Annotated in this window: 18 protein-coding genes; 12 read left to right on the top strand and 6 right to left on the bottom strand. The window is 60.2% G+C overall.

What is annotated here, in order from left to right:
- The first annotated feature begins 37 nt into the window (after nt 1-37).
- The 11 genes from nuoC (at nt 38) to nuoN (ending at nt 13804) form a co-directional block, all read left to right on the top strand.
- Entirely contained in the window at nt 38-1822 is a 1785-nt protein-coding gene (nuoC, locus tag ABVN21_RS05975; RefSeq protein ID WP_339553082.1) for an NADH-quinone oxidoreductase subunit C/D, read from the top strand.
- Between the two features lie 2 nt (nt 1823-1824).
- A complete protein-coding gene (gene nuoE, locus ABVN21_RS05970; protein WP_008020715.1) occupies nt 1825-2322 on the top strand; it encodes an NADH-quinone oxidoreductase subunit NuoE in 498 nt (165 codons plus the stop codon).
- On the top strand, nt 2319-3674 hold the full coding sequence (nuoF, locus tag ABVN21_RS05965) for an NADH-quinone oxidoreductase subunit NuoF (protein WP_339553081.1): 1356 nt from the start codon (nt 2319-2321) through the stop codon (nt 3672-3674). The genes nuoE and nuoF overlap by 4 nt, the downstream gene beginning before the upstream one ends.
- Before the next feature lie 136 nt (nt 3675-3810).
- The gene (gene nuoG, locus ABVN21_RS05960; RefSeq protein ID WP_339553080.1) at nt 3811-6525 is read left to right on the top strand and encodes an NADH-quinone oxidoreductase subunit NuoG; all 2715 of its coding nucleotides are present in this window, start codon (nt 3811-3813) and stop codon (nt 6523-6525) included.
- Nucleotides 6522-7529 (top strand): NADH-quinone oxidoreductase subunit NuoH, encoded by a 1008-nt coding sequence (gene nuoH / locus ABVN21_RS05955; RefSeq protein ID WP_339553079.1) that lies wholly within the window; start codon nt 6522-6524, stop codon nt 7527-7529. Before nuoG ends, nuoH begins: the two co-directional genes overlap by 4 nt.
- A gap of 9 nt (nt 7530-7538) precedes the next feature.
- On the top strand, nt 7539-8087 hold the full coding sequence (gene nuoI, locus ABVN21_RS05950; RefSeq protein WP_060543552.1) for an NADH-quinone oxidoreductase subunit NuoI: 549 nt from the start codon (nt 7539-7541) through the stop codon (nt 8085-8087).
- Between the two features lie 9 nt (nt 8088-8096).
- Nucleotides 8097-8600 (top strand): NADH-quinone oxidoreductase subunit J, encoded by a 504-nt coding sequence (gene nuoJ / locus ABVN21_RS05945; protein WP_339553078.1) that lies wholly within the window; start codon nt 8097-8099, stop codon nt 8598-8600.
- 2 nt (nt 8601-8602) lie between these two features.
- The gene (gene nuoK / locus ABVN21_RS05940; protein WP_007946416.1) at nt 8603-8911 is read left to right on the top strand and encodes an NADH-quinone oxidoreductase subunit NuoK; all 309 of its coding nucleotides are present in this window, start codon (nt 8603-8605) and stop codon (nt 8909-8911) included.
- Nucleotides 8908-10761, top strand: a complete 1854-nt coding sequence (nuoL, locus tag ABVN21_RS05935) for an NADH-quinone oxidoreductase subunit L (protein WP_339553077.1) — start codon at nt 8908-8910, stop codon at nt 10759-10761. The genes nuoK and nuoL overlap by 4 nt, the downstream gene beginning before the upstream one ends.
- Nucleotides 10762-10800: 39 nt before the next feature.
- Nucleotides 10801-12333: an NADH-quinone oxidoreductase subunit M gene (gene nuoM / locus ABVN21_RS05930; RefSeq protein WP_339553076.1), complete on the top strand. Its 1533-nt coding sequence runs from the start codon at nt 10801-10803 to the stop codon at nt 12331-12333.
- 7 nt (nt 12334-12340) lie between these two features.
- On the top strand, nt 12341-13804 hold the full coding sequence (gene nuoN, locus ABVN21_RS05925) for an NADH-quinone oxidoreductase subunit NuoN (RefSeq protein WP_339553075.1): 1464 nt from the start codon (nt 12341-12343) through the stop codon (nt 13802-13804).
- 284 nt (nt 13805-14088) lie between these two features.
- Here nuoN and ABVN21_RS05920 read toward each other — a convergent pair whose 3' ends face one another.
- Genes ABVN21_RS05920 through ABVN21_RS05895 form a run of 6 tightly spaced genes read right to left on the bottom strand, consistent with a single transcriptional unit; the run spans nt 14089 to nt 20043 of the window.
- A complete protein-coding gene (locus tag ABVN21_RS05920; RefSeq protein WP_339553074.1) occupies nt 14089-15831 on the bottom strand; it encodes an ABC transporter substrate-binding protein in 1743 nt (580 codons plus the stop codon).
- A 47-nt stretch (nt 15832-15878) separates the two neighbouring features.
- The gene (locus ABVN21_RS05915; protein WP_034146898.1) at nt 15879-16151 is read right to left on the bottom strand and encodes a DUF2160 domain-containing protein; all 273 of its coding nucleotides are present in this window, start codon (nt 16149-16151) and stop codon (nt 15879-15881) included.
- A gap of 10 nt (nt 16152-16161) precedes the next feature.
- The gene (locus ABVN21_RS05910) at nt 16162-16962 is read right to left on the bottom strand and encodes a carbohydrate ABC transporter permease (RefSeq protein WP_034146897.1); all 801 of its coding nucleotides are present in this window, start codon (nt 16960-16962) and stop codon (nt 16162-16164) included.
- An 8-nt stretch (nt 16963-16970) separates the two neighbouring features.
- Nucleotides 16971-17837, bottom strand: a complete 867-nt coding sequence (locus ABVN21_RS05905) for a sugar ABC transporter permease (protein ID WP_034146896.1) — start codon at nt 17835-17837, stop codon at nt 16971-16973.
- Nucleotides 17834-18949, bottom strand: coding sequence for an ABC transporter ATP-binding protein (locus tag ABVN21_RS05900; protein WP_339553073.1), 1116 nt, complete (start codon nt 18947-18949; stop codon nt 17834-17836). The genes ABVN21_RS05905 and ABVN21_RS05900 overlap by 4 nt, the downstream gene beginning before the upstream one ends.
- The gene (locus ABVN21_RS05895) at nt 18949-20043 is read right to left on the bottom strand and encodes an ABC transporter ATP-binding protein (protein ID WP_339553072.1); all 1095 of its coding nucleotides are present in this window, start codon (nt 20041-20043) and stop codon (nt 18949-18951) included. Before ABVN21_RS05895 ends, ABVN21_RS05900 begins: the two co-directional genes overlap by 1 nt.
- A 380-nt stretch (nt 20044-20423) precedes the next feature.
- Here ABVN21_RS05895 and ABVN21_RS05890 point away from each other — a divergent pair, with 380 nt between their 5' ends.
- The gene (locus ABVN21_RS05890) at nt 20424-22259 is read left to right on the top strand and encodes a sigma-54-dependent Fis family transcriptional regulator (RefSeq protein ID WP_339553071.1); all 1836 of its coding nucleotides are present in this window, start codon (nt 20424-20426) and stop codon (nt 22257-22259) included.
- Nucleotides 22260-22410: the final 151 nt, after the last annotated feature.

The following is a 22410-nucleotide window of genomic DNA, read 5'->3' as shown; positions in this document are numbered from 1 at the left end:
CTTCATTCTTTACGTTGACCGAAAGCGATAAATAACCATGACTACAGGCAGTGCTCTGTACATCCCGCCTTATAAGGCAGACGACCAGGATGTGGTCGTCGAACTGAACAATCGTTTTGGCCCGGAGGCGTTCACCGCCCAGCCTACCCGCACCGGCATGCCGGTGCTTTGGGTTGCCCGCGCCAAACTCGTCGAAGTCCTGACCTTCCTGCGCAACCTGCCCAAGCCGTATGTCATGCTCTATGACCTGCACGGCGTGGACGAGCGTCTGCGCACCAAGCGTCAAGGGCTGCCAAGCGGCGCCGACTTCTCCGTGTTCTATCACTTGATGTCGATCGAGCGTAACAGCGACGTCATGATCAAGGTCGCCCTGTCCGAAAGCGACCTCAGCCTGCCGACCGTCACCAGCATCTGGCCGAACGCCAACTGGTACGAGCGTGAAGTCTGGGACATGTACGGTATCGACTTCAAAGGCCACCCGCACCTGACGCGCATCATGATGCCGCCGACCTGGGAAGGTCACCCGCTGCGCAAGGACTTCCCGGCGCGCGCCACCGAGTTCGATCCGTTCAGCCTGACCCTGGCCAAGCAACAACTCGAGGAAGAAGCCGCGCGCTTCAAGCCTGAAGACTGGGGCATGAAGCGTTCCGGCCCGAACGAGGACTACATGTTCCTCAACCTCGGCCCGAACCACCCTTCGGCCCACGGTGCATTCCGCATCATCCTGCAGCTGGACGGCGAAGAGATCGTCGATTGCGTTCCGGACATCGGTTACCACCACCGTGGCGCCGAGAAGATGGCCGAGCGTCAGTCCTGGCACAGCTTCATCCCGTACACCGACCGTATCGATTACCTCGGCGGCGTGATGAACAACCTGCCGTACGTGCTCTCGGTCGAGAAGCTCGCTGGCATCAAGGTGCCCGAGAAGGTCGACGTCATCCGCATCATGATGGCCGAGTTCTTCCGGATCACCAGCCACCTGCTGTTCCTGGGTACCTACATCCAGGACGTCGGCGCCATGACCCCGGTGTTCTTCACCTTCACCGACCGCCAGAAGGCGTACACGGTGATCGAAGCCATTACCGGTTTCCGTCTGCACCCGGCCTGGTACCGCATCGGTGGCGTCGCCCACGACCTGCCTCGCGGCTGGGAAAAACTGGTGAAAGACTTCGTCGAGTGGATGCCAAAGCGTCTGGACGAATACCAGAAAGCCGCCCTGGACAACAGCATCCTGCGTGGCCGGACCATCGGCGTCGCCGCCTACAACACCAAGGAAGCCCTGGAATGGGGCGTCACCGGTGCCGGCCTGCGTTCGACCGGTTGCGACTTCGACCTGCGTAAAGCGCGTCCGTACTCGGGCTACGAAAACTTCGAATTCGAAGTGCCGCTGGCCGCCAATGGCGATGCCTACGACCGCTGCATCGTGCGCGTCGAAGAAATGCGCCAGAGCATCAAGATCATCGAGCAGTGCATGCGCAACATGCCGGAAGGCCCGTACAAGGCGGATCACCCGCTGACCACGCCGCCGCCGAAAGAGCGCACCCTGCAGCACATCGAAACCTTGATCACGCACTTCCTGCAAGTTTCGTGGGGCCCGGTCATGCCGGCCAACGAATCCTTCCAGATGATCGAAGCGACCAAGGGCATCAACAGTTATTACCTGACGAGCGATGGCGGCACCATGAGCTACCGCACCCGGATTCGTACCCCAAGCTTCCCGCACTTGCAGCAGATCCCTTCGGTGATCAAAGGCAGCATGGTCGCGGACTTGATTGCGTACCTGGGTAGTATCGATTTCGTTATGGCCGACGTGGACCGCTAAGCATGAACAGCACGCTTATCCAGACAGACCGTTTCACCTTGAGTGAAACCGAGCGCTCGGCCATCGAGCACGAGTTGCATCACTACGAAGACCCGCGCGCGGCGTCCATCGAAGCCCTGAAGATCGTCCAGAAGGAACGTGGTTGGGTGCCGGATGGCGCTCTGTACGCCATCGGCGAGATCCTCGGCATTCCAGCGAGCGACGTTGAAGGTGTGGCAACTTTCTATAGCCAGATCTTCCGTCAGCCGGTGGGTCGTCACATCATTCGCGTCTGCGACAGCATGGTCTGCTACATCGGCGGCCATGAATCCGTGGTCAGCGAAATCCAGAGCAAACTCGGCATCGGCCTGGGTCAAACCACCGCCGACGGTCGTTTCACCCTGCTGCCGGTCTGCTGCCTCGGCAACTGCGACAAGGCGCCGGCGTTGATGATCGACGACGACACTTTCGGTGATGTGCAGCCAGCAGGCGTTGCCAAATTGCTCGAGGGCTACGTATGACCCTGACTTCTTTCGGCCCGGCCAACCGCATCAAGCGTTCGGCCGAGACCCACCCGCTCACCTGGCGTCTGCGTGACGACGGCGAAGCCGTATGGCTCGACGAGTACCAGGCCAAGAACGGTTACGCCGCTGCGCGCAAAGCCTTCGCCGACATGGCTCAGGACGATATCGTCCAGACCGTGAAAGACGCCGGCCTCAAGGGTCGCGGCGGTGCAGGCTTCCCCACGGGTGTCAAGTGGGGCCTGATGCCAAAGGACGAATCCATCAACATCCGCTACCTGCTGTGCAACGCGGATGAAATGGAGCCGAACACCTGGAAAGACCGCATGCTGATGGAGCAACTGCCCCATCTGCTGATCGAAGGCATGCTGATCAGTGCCCGCGCGCTGAAAACCTACCGCGGCTATATCTTCCTGCGTGGCGAGTACACCACTGCCGCCAAGCACCTCAACCGTGCCGTGGAAGAAGCCAAGGCAGCGGGCCTGCTGGGCAAGAACATCCTGGGCAGCGGCTTCGATTTCGAGCTGTTCGTCCACACCGGTGCCGGGCGTTACATTTGCGGTGAAGAAACCGCACTGATCAACTCCCTCGAGGGCCGCCGCGCCAATCCGCGCTCCAAACCGCCCTTCCCTGCCGCCGTTGGCGTGTGGGGCAAGCCGACTTGCGTGAACAACGTCGAAACCCTGTGCAACGTCCCGGCGATCATTGCCGACGGCGTAGACTGGTACAAATCGTTGGCCCGCGAAGGCAGCGAAGACATGGGCACCAAGCTCATGGGCTTCTCCGGCAAGGTCAAGAACCCGGGTCTGTGGGAACTGCCGTTCGGCGTCACCGGTCGCGAGCTGTTCGAAGACTACGCCGGCGGCATGCGCGACGGCTTCAAGCTCAAAGCCTGGCAGCCAGGCGGCGCCGGTACCGGTTTCCTGTTGCCGGAACACCTCGACGCACAAATGTACGCCGGCGGCATCGCCAAAGTGGGCACCCGTATGGGTACCGGCCTGGCCATGGCGGTGGACGACAGCGTCAACATGGTGTCCCTGCTGCGCAACATGGAGCAGTTCTTCGCTCGCGAATCCTGCGGCTTCTGCACCCCTTGTCGCGATGGTTTGCCATGGAGCGTCAAGCTCCTGATGGCCATCGAGAACGGTGAAGGCCAGCCAGGCGACATCGAGACCCTGCTGGGTCTGGTCGGTTTCCTTGGCCCAGGCAAGACCTTCTGTGCTCACGCACCGGGCGCCGTGGAGCCGTTGGGCAGCGCAATCAAATACTTCCGCCATGAGTTCGAAGCCGGTATCGCGCCAGTCAGCGCCGCCGTCCCGCCTCTGGCAAGGCCGATCGTAATCGGCGCGTAAACGCTTAAAAAAGCGAAGGGTCCGTGCCCTTCGCTTTTCGTGTGATGACGCCTTTAACGGCTGTGTTGATTCACGCGGACAACAAGATTCCATTAGCCACGCCCGCTGACACCGGGCCAACGAAGAACTTTGAACCATGGCCACTATCCACGTAGACGGCAAAGCGCTCGAAGTCGATGGGGCAGACAACCTGTTACAGGCATGTCTGTCTCTGGGCCTCGATATTCCGTATTTCTGCTGGCACCCTGCCCTCGGCAGCGTTGGCGCTTGCCGCCAGTGCGCGGTCAAGCAGTACACCGACGAAAACGACACCCGTGGTCGTATCGTCATGTCCTGCATGACCCCTGCCACCGACAACACCTGGATCTCCATCGAAGATGAAGAGTCCAAGGCGTTCCGCGCCAGTGTTGTTGAATGGCTGATGACCAACCACCCTCACGACTGCCCGGTCTGTGAAGAAGGCGGTCACTGCCACCTGCAAGACATGACGGTAATGACCGGCCACAACGAGCGCCGTTACCGCTTCACCAAGCGTACTCACCAGAACCAGCAACTGGGCCCGTTCATTTCCCACGAAATGAACCGCTGCATCGCTTGCTACCGCTGCGTGCGCTTCTATAAGGACTACGCTGGCGGCACCGACCTCGGTGTGTTTGGCGCGCACGACAACGTGTACTTCGGTCGCGTTGAAGACGGCACCCTGGAAAGCGAGTTCTCCGGCAACCTCACCGAGGTCTGCCCGACCGGTGTGTTCACCGACAAGACTCACTCCGAGCGCTACAACCGCAAGTGGGACATGCAGTTCTCGCCGAGCATCTGCCATGGCTGCTCCAGCGGTTGCAACATCTCCCCGGGTGAGCGCTACGGTGAACTGCGTCGTATCGAAAACCGCTTCAACGGTTCGGTAAACCAGTACTTCCTGTGCGACCGTGGCCGTTTCGGCTATGGCTACGTCAACCGCGAAGACCGTCCGCGTCAGCCGCTGCTGGCCAACGGCACCAAGCTGAGCCTCGACGAAGCGCTGGATAAAGCCGCCGACCTGCTGCGCGGTCGTAACATCGTCGGTATCGGTTCGCCTCGCGCCAGCCTCGAAAGCAACTACGCGTTGCGCGAACTGGTCGGTGCCGAGCACTTCTACTCCGGTATCGAAGCCGCCGAACTGGAGCGCATCCGTCTGGTTCTGCAAGTGCTGAAAGACAGCCCGCTGCCAGTGCCGAACATGCGCGACATCGAAGATCACGATGCGATTTTCGTCCTCGGTGAAGACCTGACCCAGACCGCTGCCCGCGTGGCGCTGTCCCTGCGTCAATCGGTCAAGGGCAAGGCCGAAGACATGGCCGACGCCATGCGCGTTCAGCCTTGGCTCGACGCCGCGGTGAAGAACATTGGCCAGCACGCGCTGAACCCACTGTTCATCGCCAGCCTGGCTGAAACCAAGCTCGACGACATCGCCGAAGAGTGCGTTCACGCTGCTCCCGACGACCTGGCCCGCATCGGTTTCGCCGTGGCTCACGCCCTCGACGCGAGCGCTCCAGCCGTTGAAGGCCTGGACGCTGAAGCCCTCGAACTGGCCAAGCGCATCGCCGACGCCCTGCTCGCGGCCAAGCGTCCACTGATCATTGCCGGTACCTCGTTGGGTTCCAAGGCGCTGATCGAAGCGGCTGCGAACATCGCCAAAGCCCTGAAGCTGCGCGAGAAGAACGGTTCCATCAGCCTGATCGTGCCAGAGGCCAACAGCCTCGGCCTGGCCATGCTCGGTGGTGAATCGGTCGACGCCGCGCTGCAAGCCGTGATCGACGGCCAGGCCGACGCCATCGTCGTACTGGAAAACGATCTGTACACCCGTACCGATAAAGCCAAGGTCGATGCCGCCCTGACCGCCGCGAAAGTGGTGATCGTGGCTGACCACCAGAAGACCGCCACCAGCGATCGCGCGCACCTGGTTCTGCCAGCCGCCAGCTTCGCTGAAGGCGACGGTACGCTGGTCAGCCAGGAAGGCCGCGCCCAGCGCTTCTTCCAGGTTTTCGATCCGAAGTACATGGACGCGAGCATTCTGGTTCACGAAGGCTGGCGCTGGCTGCATGCCCTGCGCGCAACCCTGCTGAACCAGCCGATTGACTGGACCCAACTGGACCACGTCACCGCCGCTGTCGCAGACAGCACTTCGATCCTGAACCGTATCGTCGATGCCGCACCGTCCGCCGCGTTCCGCATCAAGGGCATGAAACTGGCCCGTGAACCGCTGCGTTACTCCGGTCGTACCGCCATGCGTGCTGACATCAGCGTCCATGAACCGCGTACTCCGCAGGACAAAGACACCGCGTTCGCCTTCTCGATGGAAGGTTACTCGGGCTCGGCCGAACCGCGTCAGCAAGTGCCATTCGCCTGGTCTCCGGGCTGGAACTCGCCGCAGGCCTGGAACAAGTTCCAGGACGAAGTCGGTGGTCACATCCGTGCTGGCGACCCGGGCACCCGCCTGATCGAAAGCAATGGTGACTCGCTGAACTGGTTCGCCAGTGTCCCGCGCGCGTTCAACCCGGCTCAAGGCACCTGGCAAGTCGTGCCGTTCTTCCACCTGTTCGGCAGCGAAGAGAACTCTTCGAAAGCCGCCCCGGTCCAGGAACGCATTCCGGCTGCTTATGTTGCTCTGGCCAAGTCCGAAGCCGACCGCTTGGGTGTCAACGATGGCGCCATGCTCAGCTTGAACGTGGCCGGCCAGACCCTGCGTCTGCCGCTGCGCATCAATGAAGAGTTGGGCGCTGGGCTGGTTGCACTGCCGGCGGGCATCGCCGGCATTCCGCCTGCGATCTTTGGCAAATCCGTTGACGGTCTGCAGGAGGCAGCTCAATGACCTTGTTCACTCCTGAAGTGATCGACATCATCATCGCGGTCCTCAAGGCCGTGGTGATTCTGCTCGCCGTGGTGGTCTGCGGCGCCCTGCTCAGCTGGGTCGAGCGTCGTTTGCTCGCCCTCTGGCAGGACCGTTACGGTCCGAACCGCGTTGGCCCGTTCGGCGCGTTCCAGATCGCTGCCGACATGATCAAGATGTTCTTCAAGGAAGACTGGACGCCTCCATTCGCCGACAAGATGATCTTTACCCTGGCACCGGTTGTGGCCATGAGCGCCCTGCTGATTGCCTTCGCGATCATCCCGATCACCCCGACCTGGGGCGTGGCGGACATCAACATCGGCATCCTGTTCTTCTTCGCCATGGCCGGCCTGTCGGTCTACGCGGTGTTGTTCGCCGGTTGGTCGAGTAACAACAAGTTCGCCCTGCTGGGCAGCTTGCGGGCCTCGGCGCAGACCGTGTCGTACGAAGTGTTCATGGGCCTGTCGCTGATGGGCATCGTGATCCAGGTCGGCTCGTTCAACATGCGCGACATCGTTGAATATCAGGCGCAGAACCTGTGGTTCATCATTCCGCAGATCTTCGGTTTCCTGACCTTCTTCATTGCTGGCGTGGCCGTGACTCACCGTCACCCGTTCGACCAGCCGGAAGCGGAACAGGAACTGGCCGACGGTTACCACATTGAATACGCCGGCATGAAATGGGGCATGTTTTTCGTCGGTGAGTACATCGGCATCGTGTTGATTTCGGCGCTGCTGGTGACCTTGTTCTTCGGTGGCTGGCACGGTCCGTTCGGCATCTTGCCGCAGATCCCGTTCATCTGGTTTGCACTGAAAACCGCGTTCTTCATCATGATCTTCATCCTGTTGCGCGCCTCGATTCCGCGCCCACGGTATGACCAAGTGATGGATTTCAGCTGGAAGTTCTGCTTGCCGCTGACCCTCGTCAACATGCTGGTGACCGCTGCGATCGTGTTGCTCAACACGCCCGCCGTCGCGGCTCAGTGAGGATAGAGAATCATGAAGTACATAATTGACATCGTGCATGGCTTCTTCACCCAGCTTCGCAGCCTGGTGATGATTTTCGGCCACGCCTTCCGCAAGCGCGACACGCTGCAGTACCCGGAAGAACCGGTTTACCTGCCGCCGCGCTACCGTGGCCGTATCGTCCTGACCCGCGACCCCGACGGCGAAGAGCGTTGTGTAGCGTGCAACCTGTGCGCCGTGGCATGCCCGGTCGGTTGCATCTCGTTGCAGAAAGCTGAAACCGAAGACGGTCGCTGGTACCCGGACTTCTTCCGCATCAACTTCTCGCGCTGCATCTTTTGCGGCCTCTGCGAGGAAGCCTGCCCGACCACCGCGATCCAGCTCACGCCGGATTTCGAAATGGCCGAGTTCAAACGTCAGGACCTGGTGTACGAGAAAGAAGATCTGCTGATCTCCGGCCCCGGCAAAAACCCTGATTACAACTTCTATCGTGTTGCAGGTATGGCAATTGCCGGTAAGCCGAAAGGCTCCGCGCAGAATGAAGCCGAACCGATCAACGTGAAGAGCTTGCTGCCTTAAGGAAGAAAGATGGAATTCGCTTTCTATTTCGCATCGGGTATCGCTGTGGTGTCCACGCTTCGCGTGATCACCAACACCAACCCTGTGCACGCCCTGCTCTACCTGATCATTTCGCTGATCGCCGTGGCCATGACGTTCTTCGCCCTCGGCGCACCGTTCGCCGGTGTCCTGGAAGTGATCGCCTACGCTGGCGCCATCATGGTGCTGTTCGTGTTCGTGGTGATGATGCTGAACCTCGGCCCGGCCTCGGTTCAGCAAGAGCGCGTCTGGCTCAAGCCCGGCATCTGGCTCGGCCCGGTCATTCTCGGCGCCCTGCTGCTGGCTGAACTGCTGTACGTGCTGTTCGCCCACCAGAGCGGCCAGGCCGTCGGCCACACCACCGTAGACGCCAAGGCCGTGGGCATCAGCCTGTTCGGTCCTTACCTGCTGGTGGTCGAACTCGCCTCGATGCTGCTGCTCGCCGCAGCCGTCACGGCGTTCCACTTGGGCCGCAACGAAGCCAAGGAGCAATGACGATGCCTGCTATCCCCATGGAGCATGGTCTGGCGGTCGCCGGCATCCTGTTCTGCCTCGGTCTGGTCGGCCTGATGGTCCGCCGCAACATCCTTTTCGTGCTGATGAGCCTGGAGGTCATGATGAATGCCTCCGCTTTGGCGTTCATCGTTGCCGGTAGCCGCTGGGCGCAGCCGGATGGACAGATCATGTTCATTCTGGTGATCAGCCTGGCAGCCGCCGAGGCCAGTATTGGCCTGGCGATCCTGCTGCAACTGTATCGCCGCTTCCACACGCTCGATATCGACGCTGCCAGTGAGATGCGCGGATGAATTTTCTCTATCTGACTTTCGTATTCCCTCTCATAGGTTTCCTGCTGCTGTCGTTCTCCCGTGGACGCATCTCGGAAAACCTTGCCGCGCTGATTGGCGTCGGTTCCATCGGTCTGTCGGCGATCGTTACTGCCTACGTGATCTGGCAATTCAACGTCGCCCCGCCGCAAGGCGGTCACTACACCCAGGTGTTGTGGCAGTGGATGGCGGTGGAAGGCTTCACGCCGAACTTCGCGCTGTATCTGGACGGCCTGTCCGTGACCATGCTCGGCGTGGTCGTTGGCGTCGGCTTCCTGATTCACCTGTTCGCGTCCTGGTACATGCGCGGTGAAGCCGGTTACTCGCGTTTCTTCGCCTACACCAACCTGTTTATCGCCAGCATGCTGTTCCTGATCCTGGGCGATAACCTGTTGTTCCTGTACTTCGGTTGGGAAGGCGTGGGCCTGTGCTCGTACCTGTTGATCGGTTTCTACTACAGCAACCGCAACAACGGTAACGCGGCACTCAAAGCCTTCATCGTGACCCGTATCGGTGACGTGTTCATGGCCATCGGCCTGTTCATTCTGTTTGCCCAATTGGGCACGCTGAACGTCCAGGAACTGCTGGTGCTGGCACCGCAGAAATTCCAGGCCGGCGACTTCTGGATGGTCATGGCCACCCTGATGCTGCTGGGCGGCGCTGTCGGTAAATCCGCGCAACTGCCACTGCAAACCTGGCTGGCGGATGCGATGGCCGGTCCTACCCCGGTTTCGGCACTGATCCACGCCGCGACCATGGTGACCGCGGGTGTCTACCTGATCGCCCGTACCCACGGCCTGTTCACCCTGGCGCCGGAAATCCTGCACCTCGTCGGCATCGTCGGCGGTGTGACCCTGGTTCTGGCTGGTTTCGCCGCACTGGTTCAGACTGACATCAAGCGTATCCTCGCCTACTCGACCATGAGCCAGATCGGCTACATGTTCCTGGCCCTGGGCGTTGGTGCCTGGGATGGCGCGATCTTCCACCTGATGACCCACGCCTTCTTCAAGGCCCTGCTGTTCCTTGCTTCCGGTGCGGTGATCGTTGCTTGCCACCACGAGCAGAACATCTTCAAGATGGGCGGCCTGTGGAAGAAACTGCCACTGGCCTACGCCAGCTTCATCGTCGGCGGCGCGGCCCTGGCGGCCCTGCCTCTGGTGACCGCAGGCTTCTACTCCAAGGACGAAATCCTCTGGGAAGCGTTCGCCAGCGGCAACAACGGTCTGCTCTACGCAGGTCTGGTCGGCGCGTTCATGACCTCGCTCTACACCTTCCGCCTGATCTTCATCGCGTTCCACGGTGAAGCGAAGACCGAAGCCCACGCCGGTCACGGCATTGCCCACTGGCTGCCACTGTCGGTGCTGATCGTTCTGTCGACATTTGTCGGCGCGATGATCGTGCCACCGCTGCACGGCGTACTTCCGCAAAGCGTCGGCCATGCCGGTGGCGAAGCCAAGCACAGCCTGGAAATCGCCTCGGGCGCCATCGCCCTGGCCGGTATCCTGCTGGCCGCGCTGCTGTTCCTCGGCAAGCGTCGCTTCGTTACTGCGATCGCCAACAGCGGCATCGGCCGTTTCCTCTCGGCCTGGTGGTTCGCTGCCTGGGGCTTCGACTGGATCTACGACAAACTGTTCGTCAAGCCTTACCTGGCGATCAGCCACATCCTGCGCAAAGACCCGCTCGACCAGACCATCGGTCTGATCCCGCGCATGGCCAAAGGCGGTCACACCGCCCTGAGCCGTACCGAGACCGGTCAACTGCGTTGGTATGCCGCCTCGATGGCTGCGGGTGCCGTGCTGGTAATCGGCGCCGTCGTGCTGGTAGCGGTCTGATATGAACCTTGCGAATTTGCGAAAGGAAACGAACCCGTCATGATTCTGCCTTGGCTAATCCTGATCCCCTTCATCGGCGGCCTGCTGTGCTGGATGGGTGAGCGCTTCGGCGCCACCCTCCCCCGCTGGATTGCGCTGATCACCATGTCCCTGTTGCTCTCCCTCGGCCTCTGGCTGTGGGCCAACGGTGATTATTCATTTGCCCCGGCGCCTGGCGCCGACCCGACCTGGGCGCTTGAGTTCAAGCACGTCTGGATCCAGCGTTTCGGCATCAACGTGCACCTGGCCCTCGACGGCCTGTCGCTGTTGATGATCATGCTGACCGGTCTGCTGGGTGTCCTCTCGGTACTCTGCTCGTGGAAAGAAATCCAGCGTCACGTGGGCTTCTTCCACTTGAACCTGATGTGGATCCTGGGCGGTGTCGTCGGCGTGTTCCTCGCCCTCGACCTGTTCATGTTCTTCTTCTTCTGGGAAATGATGCTGGTGCCGATGTACTTCCTCATCGCGCTCTGGGGTCACAGTTCTTCGGACGGCAAGAAAACCCGGATCTACGCAGCGACCAAGTTCTTCATCTTCACTCAGGCTTCCGGCCTGATCATGCTGGTGGCGATCCTGGGCCTGGTACTGGTCAACTTCAACGACACCGGCGTGATTACCTTCAACTACGCCGACCTGTTGAAGACCAAGATGTCGATGACCACCGAGTACATCCTGATGCTCGGCTTCTTCATCGCCTTCGCGGTCAAACTGCCGGTCGTACCGTTCCACTCGTGGTTGCCTGACGCTCACGCCCAGGCGCCGACCGCAGGTTCCGTCGACCTCGCCGGTATCTTGCTGAAGACTGCTGCCTACGGTCTGCTGCGTTTTGCCCTGCCGCTGTTCCCGAACGCGTCGGCCGAGTTCGCGCCGATTGCCATGACCCTGGGTCTGATCGGGATCTTCTACGGTGCGTTCCTGGCGTTCGCACAAACCGACATCAAGCGCCTGATTGCCTTCTCGTCCGTTTCCCACATGGGCTTCGTACTGATCGGCATCTACTCCGGCAGCCAACTGGCGCTGCAAGGCGCGGTGATGCAGATGCTGGCTCACGGTCTGTCGGCCGCGGCACTCTTTATCCTGAGTGGTCAGTTGTACGAACGCACCCACACCCGCGACATGCGTGAAATGGGCGGCCTGTGGTCGAAGATCGCTTACCTGCCAGCCCTCAGCCTGTTCTTCGCCGCCGCGTCGCTGGGCTTGCCGGGTACCGGTAACTTCGTCGGTGAGTTCCTGATCCTGATCGGCTCCTTCCCGATCGCACCATGGGTCACCATCATCGCCACGTCCGGCCTGGTATTTGGTTCGGTCTACTCGCTGATCATGATCCACCGTGCCTACTTCGGCCCGGCCAAATCGGACGCGGTACTGCATGGCATGGACGGTCGCGAACTGATCATGGTGGTCAGTCTGGCTGCACTGCTGATCTACCTCGGCGTGTACCCGCAACCGTTCCTCGATACCTCTGCCGCGACGATGCATGGCGTGCAGCAATGGCTCGGCACCGCCTTCACTCAACTCGCTTCGGCCCGGTAAGAGCGCTATGGAATTCACGACTCAACACTTTATCGCGCTAGCGCCGCTGTTGATTACCAGCCTCACCATTATCGTGGTGATGCTGGCGATCGCCTGGCGCCGCAACCACTCGCAGACCTTCCTGATTTCCGTGGCAGGTCTGAACCTGGCACTGCTGTCGATCCTGCCAGCCTTGAAAGTCGCGCCTCTGGCCGTGACTCCATTGCTGCAAATCGACACCTTTGCCTGCCTGTACATGGCGCTGATCCTGGTCGCCACCCTCGCCTGTGTGACCCTCGCCCACGCCTACCTCGGCGATGGCGGTTCGGGTTACCCGGGCAACCGTGAAGAACTGTACTTGCTGATCCTTATGGCCGCCGCCGGTGGCCTGGTTCTGGTCAGCGCGCAGCACCTGGCCGGATTGTTCATCGGCCTGGAACTGCTGTCGGTACCGGTCTACGGTCTGGTGGCCTACGCCTTCTTCAACAAGCGCTCGCTGGAAGCCGGTATCAAGTACATGGTGCTGTCGGCCGCCGGTTCCGCGTTCCTGTTGTTCGGTATGGCCCTGCTCTACGCTGACGCCGGTTCCCTGAGCTTCAACGGCATCGGCCAGGCCCTGGCGGCCACCGGCATGCCAAGCTCCCTGGCACAACTGGGCCTGGGCATGATGCTGATCGGCCTGGCGTTCAAACTGTCGCTGGTGCCGTTCCACCTGTGGACTCCGGACGTTTACGAAGGTGCTCCGGCGCCGGTTGCAGCGTTCCTCGCCACGGCTTCTAAAGTGGCCGTGTTCGCGGTGATGGTGCGTCTGTTCCAGATCTCACCAGCGGCGAGCAGCGGCGTGCTGAGCAACGTACTGACCATTATCGCCATCGCGTCGATTCTGTTCGGTAACCTGCTGGCCCTGACCCAAAGTAACCTCAAGCGTCTGCTGGGTTACTCGTCGATCGCCCACTTCGGCTACCTGCTGATCGCCCTGGTGGCGAGCAAAGGCCTGGCCGTCGAAGCCATTGGCGTGTACCTGGTCACCTACGTGATCACCAGCCTCGGCGCTTTCGGCGTGATCACCCTGATGTCCTCGCCGTACAACGGCCGTGACGCGGACGCCCTGTACGAATACCGCGGCCTATTCTGGCGCCGTCCGTACCTGACCGCCGTGCTGACCGTGATGATGCTGTCCCTGGCCGGTATCCCGCTGACCGCGGGCTTCATCGGCAAGTTCTACATCATCGCCACTGGCGTAGAGTCGCATCAATGGTGGCTGGTCGGCTCGCTGGTACTGGGCAGCGCCATCGGCGTGTTCTACTACCTGCGCGTCATGGTCACCCTGTACCTGATCGAACCGAACCTGCGTCGCCACGATGCCCAGTTGCATTGGGAACAGAAAGCAGGCGGCGTGATGCTGCTGGCCATCGCCCTGGTCGCGTTCTTCCTAGGCGTCTACCCACAACCGCTGCTGACCCTGGTTCAGCAATCGGGCCTGGCGGGTTGATCGCTTAAGCGATACGCGGCAACAAACAGAAACGGCACCTTAGGGTGCCGTTTTTGCGCTCTGACCATTGCCCTTGTTCGACCGCAAGTGCCGACCCTTTCTTTCTGTGCTGACCAACAGAACGCCATCGCTGGCAAGCCAGCTCCTACAGGGGGGCGTTGGGCAACGCACGGTCTGCGGCAAACACCGTATCTGCAGGAGCTGGCTTGCCAGCGATAGCGGTGGGTCAGGCACAAAAGAAAACGGCACCTTCCGGTGCCGTTCGCATTTCACGACTTCAGCACTTACTTACGCGCCGCCTCCCACGATTTCAGCAGTTCGGCATAGCTCACGGTCTCGCCTTTAGGTTTTTCGTTGTCCAGTTTCGGTTTCGGGGCGCCTGGCTGATCGAACCAGTATTGCGCATCGCGTTCCGGGTTCATTTTCGGTGCGCAGGTGGCTTGTGCCTTCGAGCGTTCCAGGCGGGACATGATCGCGTCCTGATCCTTGGCCAGACCGTCGAGCGCTTGTTGTGGGGTTTTCTCGCCGCTCGCGGCTTCGGCAATGTGGCTCCACCACAACTGCGCGAGACGAGGATAATCAGGCACGTTGGTCCCGGTCGGGGTCCATTGCACACGGGCCGGGCTGCGGTAGAACTCCACCAGTCCACCGAGTTTCGGTGCCAGGTCGGTCATGGCCTGCGAGTTGATGTCCGACTCGCGAATTGGCGTCAGGCCAACGATGGTTTTCTTCAGCGAAACGGTTTTCGAAGTGACGAACTGCGCGTACAGCCAAGCCGCGAGTTTTTGCTTTTCAGGCGTGGACTTCATGAACGTCCAGGAACCCACGTCCTGATACCCCAGCTTCATGCCCTCCTCCCAATACGGCCCGCGTGGCGACGGCGCCATACGCCATTTCGGCGTGCCATCGGCGTTCATCACCGCCAGGCCCGGTTTGGTCATGTCGGCCGTGAAGGCGGTGTACCAGAAGATCTGTTGGGCGATGTTGCCCTGGGACGGCACCGGCCCGGATTCGGAGAAGGTCATGCCCGCCGCTTCCGGTGGCGCGTACTTCTTCAGCCAGTCGACGTACTTGGTGGTAGCGAACACCGCGGCCGGGCCGTTGGTGTCGCCACCGCGGGTCACGCTGGAACCGACCGGGTGGCAATCCTCGACGCGGATGCCCCACTCGTCCACCGGCAGGCCGTTGGGGATACCTTTGTCGCCGCCGCCGGCCATGGAGAACCAGGCATCGGTGAAGCGCCAGCCCAGGGACGGGTCTTTCTTGCCGTAGTCCATGTGCCCGTAGACACGCTTGCCGTCAATCTCTTTGACGTCTTCGGTGAAGAACTTGGCGATGTCTTCATAGGCCGACCAGTTCACCGGCACGCCCAATTCGTAGCCGTACTTTTCCTTGAACTTGGCTTTCAGGTCCGCACGCTCGAACCAGTCGGCGCGGAACCAGTACAGGTTGGCGAACTGCTGGTCGGGCAATTGATAGATCTTTCCGTCCGGTGCGGTGGTGAACGAGATGCCGATGAAGTCCTTGATGTCGAGAGTCGGCGAGGTGAAGTTCTTGCCCTCGTTGGCCATCAAGTCGGTGATCGCTTCAGTCTTGCCGTAGCGGAAGTGCGTACCGATCAGGTCCGAGTCGTTGACCCAGCCGTCATAGATGTTTTTGTCCGATTGCATCTGGGTCTGCAGCTTCTCCACCACGTCGCCTTCCTGCAGCAAGTCGTGGGTCAGCTTGATCCCGGTGATCTCGGTGAAAGCCTTGGCCAGTACCTTGGACTCGTATTCGTGTGTGGCGATGGTTTCCGACACCACTTTGATGCTCATGCCGCGAAACGGCTCCGCCGCCTTGATGAACCACTTCAGCTCTTCCAGCTGTTGGTCCGCCGTCAGGGTCGACGGCTTGAACTCACTGCCGATCCACTTCTTCGCTGCGTCTTCGTAGGCATCGGCCCAGGCCGAAGCGCTCAAACCGCTGAGTGCCAGCATGGCTGCCAATGAAATGCTATGTCGCAGCTTATTGTTTTTGTCGAACATAGAGACCTCCTTATTGAATTTCGGAGCAACATTGCCGAGCGATTCGACTAGCCCCAACGCATCACAGCCAACAGCCACACCAGGGACAACGCGGACGCTACCCAGATGCTCCAGTCGGTCACGCCGATTACCAGCAAATGCAGGTAGGCGCTGCCGAGAAGACCGATAAACAGCCGATCGCCACGGGTGGTGGCAATCGGCAAAAAGCCCCGCCGAAGGATGCTCGGCGAACGCAACTCCCAGGTCGTCATGCCCACCAGGATCAGGGCAATGACGCTGAAGAACACCGTCGTCGGGACGGTCCAACTCATCCATTCCATCATCAGTTCCTCAGACCCGGCCCAGGGCAAAGCCCTTGGCCACGTGGTTGCGAACAAACCAGATCACCAGCATGCCCGGCAGGATGGTCAACACCCCCGCTGCCGCCAGCACGCCCCAGTCGATGCCGGACGCCGACACCGTACGCGTCATCACTGCCGCGATCGGTTTGGCGTTCACCGAGGTGAGGGTTCGCGCCAGCAGCAGTTCGACCCAGGAAAACATGAAGCAGAAAAACGCCGTGACACCGATGCCGGAACCGATCAGCGGGATGAAAATCTTCACGAAGAACTTGGGGAAACTGTAGCCGTCGATGTAGGCGGTCTCGTCGATTTCTTTCGGCACGCCGGACATGAAGCCTTCCAGAATCCACACCGCCAATGGCACGTTGAACAGGCAGTGGGCCAGGGCCACGGCGATGTGGGTGTCGAACAGCCCAATCGACGAATACAGCTGGAAGAACGGCAGCAGGAACACCGCCGGTGGCGCCATGCGGTTGGTCAGCAGCCAGAAGAACAGGTGCTTGTCGCCAAGGAAGCGATAACGCGAGAACGCATAGGCTGCCGGCAGCGCCACGCTCAGGGAGATCACCGTGTTCAGGCTCACGTAGTACAGCGAGTTGAGGTAACCGGTGTACCAGGCCGGATCAGTGAAGATCACCTTGTAGTTGTGGAAGGTGAAATCCTGGGGAAACAACGTCAGGCCACCGAGGATTTCGGTGTTGCTCTTGAACGACATGTTCAGCAGCCAATAGATCGGCACCAGCAGGAACAGAATGTAGAGCAGCAGTGGAATCAGCTTTCTTTTGCTCATGGCGGGCCTCAGCGGTTGGCGTCGGAGTGAGTCATGGCGGTATAGAACAGCCAGGACACCAACAAGATGATCAGGAAGTACACCAACGAGAACGCCGCGGCCGGGCCCAGGTCGAACTGCCCGATCGCCATCTGCGTCAGGGTCTGGCTGAGGAACGTCGTGGCATTGCCCGGTCCGCCACCGGTCAGCACGAACGGCTCGGTGTAGATCATGAAGCTGTCCATGAAGCGCAACATCACCGCAATCAGCAGCACGCTCTTGAGCTTGGGCAACTGGATGTGCCGGAACACCGCCCAGGCCGAGGCCCGGTCGATCCGCGCCGCCTGGTAATACACGTCCGGAATCGCCCGCAACCCGGAGAAGCACAACAGAGCCACCAGCGACGTCCAGTGCCAGACGTCCATCACCAGCACGGTGACCCAGGCGTCCATCGTGTTCGCGGCATAGTTGTAGCTGATGCCCATGCCGTTGAGGGCCGAACCGAGAAGACCGATGTCAGCGCGGCCGAATATCTGCCAGATGGTGCCGACCACGTTCCACGGAATCAGCAGCGGAATCGCCAGAATGATCAACACCACCGACGACCAGCGACCCTTGGTCGGCATGGTCAGGGCAATCGCAATCCCCAGCGGAATTTCGATCAGCAACACACAGGCCGAGTAGATGAACTGGCGCAGCAGCGAGTCGTGCAGGCGCGGATCGAGCAGCACTTGCTTGTACCAGTCGGCGCCGACGAAATAGCGACTGGACTGATCGAAGATGTCCTGCACTGAATAGTTGACCACCGTCATCATCGGGATCACCGCACTGAACGCCACCAGCAGGAACACCGGCAGGACCAGCCACCAGGCCTTGTTGTTCTGCACCTTGTTCATGGCTGCTCCTCGATGATCGCTTGTGTTTCCAGCAGGAACTCGTCGGCGTAGACCATCAGCCACTGCGACGGAAAACTGATGTACGCCGTACCCTGTGGAACCGGTTTGTCTTCGGCCAGGCGCACTTTCAGCGGCGCGCCGTCGAGATTCAGGGTCATGATCTTGTAGGTGCCGAGGTCTTCGACGTGTACGACTTGTGCTTGCATCGCGTCATCAAAAGGTTCGTCCCACACGTGCACGAACTCCGGGCGAATACCGACCTTCAGGGTGTGCCACTCGGATTCGGCGATGCGCTTCTGCATGGCCTCGGACAGCGGCAGATGGGTCGAGGCGAACCCGACGCCGCCCGGTTGCGGCTGGACTTCGATCAGGTTCATCCCCGGGCTGCCGATGAAGTAGCCGACAAAGGTGTGGCTCGGCCGCTCGAACAATTCCCGTGGCGTGCCGAACTGCACGATCTGCCCGCCGTACATCACAGCGATCTTGTCGGCAAAGGTTGAGGCTTCCAGTTGATCGTGGGTGACGTAGACCATGGTGATGTTGAATTGCTCGTGGATCTGCTTGAGCTTGCGCCGCAATTTCCACTTCAGGTGCGGGTCAATCACCGTCAGCGGTTCATCGAAGAGGATTGCCGACACGTCATCGCGCACCAGACCACGGCCCATGGAAACTTTCTGCTTTTCGTCGGCGGTCAGGTTGCGTGCCTTCTTGTCCAGCAGTGCCTGGAGGTCCAGGACTTCGGCGATTTCCTGCACCTTGGTGTGAACTTTCGCCTCGGCCATGCCCTGGTTTCGCAGCGGGAATGCCAGGTTGTCGAACACCGTCATGGTGTCGTAGACCACCGGAAACTGGAAAACCTGGGCGATGTTGCGCTTTTCCGGGGTCAGGTCGTTGACCGCTTTGCCGTCGAACAGGACATGACCCTGGGACGGACTGAGCAATCCGGAAATAATGTTGAGCAAGGTCGACTTACCGCACCCCGAAGGCCCGAGCAACGCATAGGCACCGCCCTGCTCCCAGATGTGGTCCATCTCGCGGATCGCGTAGTCCTCGGGACCGCTGGGCGATTTGGTGTAACTGTGGGCGAGGTTCTGCAAACGGATTTCGGCCATCAGGCAACCCTCGCAATGCGCCGGCCCGGCGCCTGGACCAGCCGCCCCTGCGCATCGAACACAAACAGTTTATGGGTCGGAATGTAGATGCGGATCGGCGCATCGACGTCGTATTCGTGAACGCCGGGCAGGTGCAGCACCAGCAGGAAATGTTCGTTGCGCACGTGCAGGAAGGTTTCCGAGCCGCTGATTTCCGCGACTTCAACGGTCACGGCCAGTTCGAGGTCATCGTCGTTGCTCGGCACCAGCGAGATATGGCTGGGGCGCACACCGAAGCGAAACTCGCCCTCGCCCACCGGGCGCAAATCGACGTTCAGCGGGAAGTGCACGAAGTTGGCGAAACTCACTTCGTTGCCGGCGATACGACCCGGCATCAGGTTGATCGGCGGCTCGGAAAACAGCTCGGCAGCCAATACGGACTGCGGCTGGTGATAGACCTCAGAAGATTTGCCGCTCTGGATCACCCGACCTTCGTGAAGAATGGTGGTGGTGCCGCCCAGTGCCAGCGCCTCATTGGGCTCGGTGGTGGCGTAGATGGCAATGGTGTGGCGAGCCTTGAACAGCTCGCGCATTTCCTGGCGCAACTCTTCGCGCAGCTTGTAATCGAGGTTGACCAAGGGCTCGTCGAACAGGATCAGTTCGGCGTCCTTGACCAGCGCCCGGGCCATGGCCGTGCGCTGTTGCTGGCCGCCGGAGAGTTCGAGGGGATAGCGCTTCAGGAACTTCTCAATGCGCAGCATCCTGGCGGTTTCCAGCACTTTGTTCTGGATCAGTTCGTTGGAAATACCGGCCTGGCGCAGCGGCGAGGCGATGTTTTCGAACACCGTCATGGTCGGGTAGTTGATGAACTGCTGATACACCATCGAAACGTTGCGCAGGCGTACCGGGCGTTGAGTGATATCCACGCCATTCATCAGGATGCGACCGCTGTCCGGCTTGTCCAGCCCGGCCATCAGGCGCATCAGACTGGTTTTGCCGGACAGCGTGCGGCCGAGCAAAACGTTAAAGGAACCGGGTTCGAAACTGAGACTCGCATCATCGATCCAGGTCTGGCCCTCGACGGTGCGGCTGACATGCTCCAGGGTTAATGACATGGCTCGGCCTTTTTTATTTTTGGAATCAAGCGACCGGAGCTATAGAGCGACTTTCGTGCCAGAAATCTCAAACTATTGATTCAGCTATGAAATCGTGAAAATCAAGAGAAAAGTACGTTCAAAGCTGAACACAAATGAACAATCGGAAATGAACAATTGAACAGTCCGCCCATTGACAGTGAACAATAGTGAACAACACTCTATGAACTGTTCGCGGTCCCTGTAGGGGCCGGCTTGCCGGCGATGGCGTCAATGAAATCACCATCGCCAGCAAGCCGGCTCCTACAAAGGCATGGCGCGCCAGAACCGTCACGTGTGAGATTCAACGTGATGTGCAAAACCCATAAAAACAATAAAAGCTTGTTCAGAGACTGACTGCCATGGCCGTACCCGCCTCGCCGCTGTCCCACGACGCAATCATCCAGGACTCCTGGAAACGTTGCCTCGCGTTCGGCCTCAACCATCAGAGTGCTCCGGCGTTCGACCAACTGCCGGCCGAGGGCATCGCGCAATTGTTGGAGAGCCAGCACTCTTTGGTGCAAACCACCCACCAGGAAGTGTTGCCGTATTACGAGAACATCCTGAGCAACTCCAACTGCCTGATCATGCTCGCCGACAATCAGGGCCAAGTGCTGACGTCCTGGGGTACCCAACGTTTCATCGAGCCGAGCCTGACCCGTGGCTTCAGCGCCGGCGCGAGTTGGATGGAGCGTTGCAGCGGCACCAATGCGATAGGTACCGCGCTGGCCTGCGAGCAAGCGGTGCACATTGAGCACGATGAACACTTTCTCAAGGCCAACCGCTTCATGACCGGTTCCGCCGCGCCGATTTTCGATGCCGAGCGCAAGGTCATCGCCGTGCTGGATGTGTCGAGCGACAGCTACCTGCCGCCATCCCACACCCTGGGCATGGTCAAGATGATGAGTCAGACCGTGGAGAACCGGCTGATACTCAACCTGTTCCACGGGCAGCATTTTCAACTGACGTTCAACACCGGCCTGAACAACCTGGACAGCCAGTGGGCCGGATTGCTGATTTTCGACGAGAGCGGCCAGGTGTTGTCCGCCAACCGTCGCGCTGACAATTTGCTCGGCGTACGCCTGTCGCGGGTCAGTGTCGAGAGCCTGTTCAAGGTCTCGCTGCTGGAGTTGTTGAATCAACCCGAAGGCCTGCCCTTTTCGCTCCAGGCCTCCGGTCGCAATCGCTTTCAATGCCTGCTGAAACGGCCGAAACAAGTGCCGATCCAGGCCAGAGTGTTCGTCGAGCCCGCCACTCCGGCGCCGGCAGTGATTAGCCTTAATACCCTGCACTTTGGCGACAGCCGCGTGGAAAAAGCCGTGCGCCAGGCCGAGCGCTTGCTGGAGAAAGACATTCCGTTGTTGATCCACGGCGAAACCGGGGTCGGCAAGGAAGTCTTCGTGAAAGCCTTGCACCATGCCAGCTCTCGCAGCAAACAAGCGTTCATTGCCGTGAACTGTGCGGCGATTCCCGCCGAACTGGTGGAATCCGAGCTGTTCGGCTACGAAAAAGGCGCGTTCACCGGCGCCAACCAGAAAGGCAGCATCGGCCTGATCCGCAAGGCCGACAAAGGCACGCTGTTTCTTGATGAAATCGGTGACATGCCGCTGCCCACCCAGGCTCGCTTGCTACGGGTTTTGCAAGAGCGTTGCGTGCAACCGGTGGGCAGCAGTGAGTTGTTTCCGGTGGACATCCGCATCATCTCGGCAACCAACCGCTCGCTACGCGAGCAGGTGCAGTTGGGGCGCTTCCGCGAGGATTTGTACTACCGCATCGGCGGCTTGACCCTGGAACTGCCGCCGTTAAGGGAGCGCAGTGATAAGGAGGCGTTGTTCAAACGCTTGTGGGAGCAGCATCGCGAACCGAGTCAGTGGGCCGGATTGAGCCGTGAAGTCTTGGCGTTGTTCGATCGCCACCCGTGGCCGGGGAATTTACGTCAGGTCAGCAGCGTGATGCAGGTAGCGCTGGCCATGGCCGAGGAACAACCGGTGCGGCCGGAGCATTTGCCGGATGATTTTTTTGTCGACCTGGAAATGGAGCCGGTGGATACGCCGGAACCGCTGGCGGTGGATCTTGATGATGCCGAGGAGTTGAATCGGGAGTTGCAGGCGGTGGGGGGGAATATTTCACATCTTGCCCGTAGGCTGGGCGTTAGCCGTAATACCCTCTATAAGCGGTTGCGTCATTCGGACAGCTGACCGCTACGCGGTCAATCGCTGGCAAGCCAGCTCCTACAGTTCCCGTGGTTTACGTAATTTTGGCGAACGACGCGACCCTGTAGGAGCCGGCTTGCTGGCGATGACGTCAGTTCAAACACCGCAATCCAAAAACAAAAACCCGCACAAGGCG

The sequence above is a fragment of the Pseudomonas sp. MYb327 genome, from assembly GCF_040438925.1.
GTDB lineage: Bacteria > Pseudomonadota > Gammaproteobacteria > Pseudomonadales > Pseudomonadaceae > Aquipseudomonas.
The sequence above is the reverse complement of the archived record's forward strand: the minus strand, read 5'-3'. Positions and strand labels throughout refer to the sequence as shown.

Coding starts and splice junctions, on each gene's coding strand:
- nuoH (WP_339553079.1), top strand. CDS start 6,522: ATGACCTTGTTCACTCCTGAAGTGATCGACATCATCATCGCGGTCCTC.
- ABVN21_RS05905 (WP_034146896.1), bottom strand. CDS start 17,837: ATGAACAAGGTGCAGAACAACAAGGCCTGGTGGCTGGTCCTGCCGGTG.
- nuoG (WP_339553080.1), top strand. CDS start 3,811: ATGGCCACTATCCACGTAGACGGCAAAGCGCTCGAAGTCGATGGGGCA.
- nuoC (WP_339553082.1), top strand. CDS start 38: ATGACTACAGGCAGTGCTCTGTACATCCCGCCTTATAAGGCAGACGAC.
- nuoN (WP_339553075.1), top strand. CDS start 12,341: ATGGAATTCACGACTCAACACTTTATCGCGCTAGCGCCGCTGTTGATT.
- ABVN21_RS05895 (WP_339553072.1), bottom strand. CDS start 20,043: ATGTCATTAACCCTGGAGCATGTCAGCCGCACCGTCGAGGGCCAGACC.
- nuoK (WP_007946416.1), top strand. CDS start 8,603: ATGCCTGCTATCCCCATGGAGCATGGTCTGGCGGTCGCCGGCATCCTG.
- nuoJ (WP_339553078.1), top strand. CDS start 8,097: ATGGAATTCGCTTTCTATTTCGCATCGGGTATCGCTGTGGTGTCCACG.
- ABVN21_RS05915 (WP_034146898.1), bottom strand. CDS start 16,151: ATGGAATGGATGAGTTGGACCGTCCCGACGACGGTGTTCTTCAGCGTC.
- ABVN21_RS05890 (WP_339553071.1), top strand. CDS start 20,424: ATGGCCGTACCCGCCTCGCCGCTGTCCCACGACGCAATCATCCAGGAC.
- nuoM (WP_339553076.1), top strand. CDS start 10,801: ATGATTCTGCCTTGGCTAATCCTGATCCCCTTCATCGGCGGCCTGCTG.
- nuoE (WP_008020715.1), top strand. CDS start 1,825: ATGAACAGCACGCTTATCCAGACAGACCGTTTCACCTTGAGTGAAACC.
- ABVN21_RS05920 (WP_339553074.1), bottom strand. CDS start 15,831: ATGTTCGACAAAAACAATAAGCTGCGACATAGCATTTCATTGGCAGCC.
- nuoL (WP_339553077.1), top strand. CDS start 8,908: ATGAATTTTCTCTATCTGACTTTCGTATTCCCTCTCATAGGTTTCCTG.
- ABVN21_RS05900 (WP_339553073.1), bottom strand. CDS start 18,949: ATGGCCGAAATCCGTTTGCAGAACCTCGCCCACAGTTACACCAAATCG.
- ABVN21_RS05910 (WP_034146897.1), bottom strand. CDS start 16,962: ATGAGCAAAAGAAAGCTGATTCCACTGCTGCTCTACATTCTGTTCCTG.
- nuoF (WP_339553081.1), top strand. CDS start 2,319: ATGACCCTGACTTCTTTCGGCCCGGCCAACCGCATCAAGCGTTCGGCC.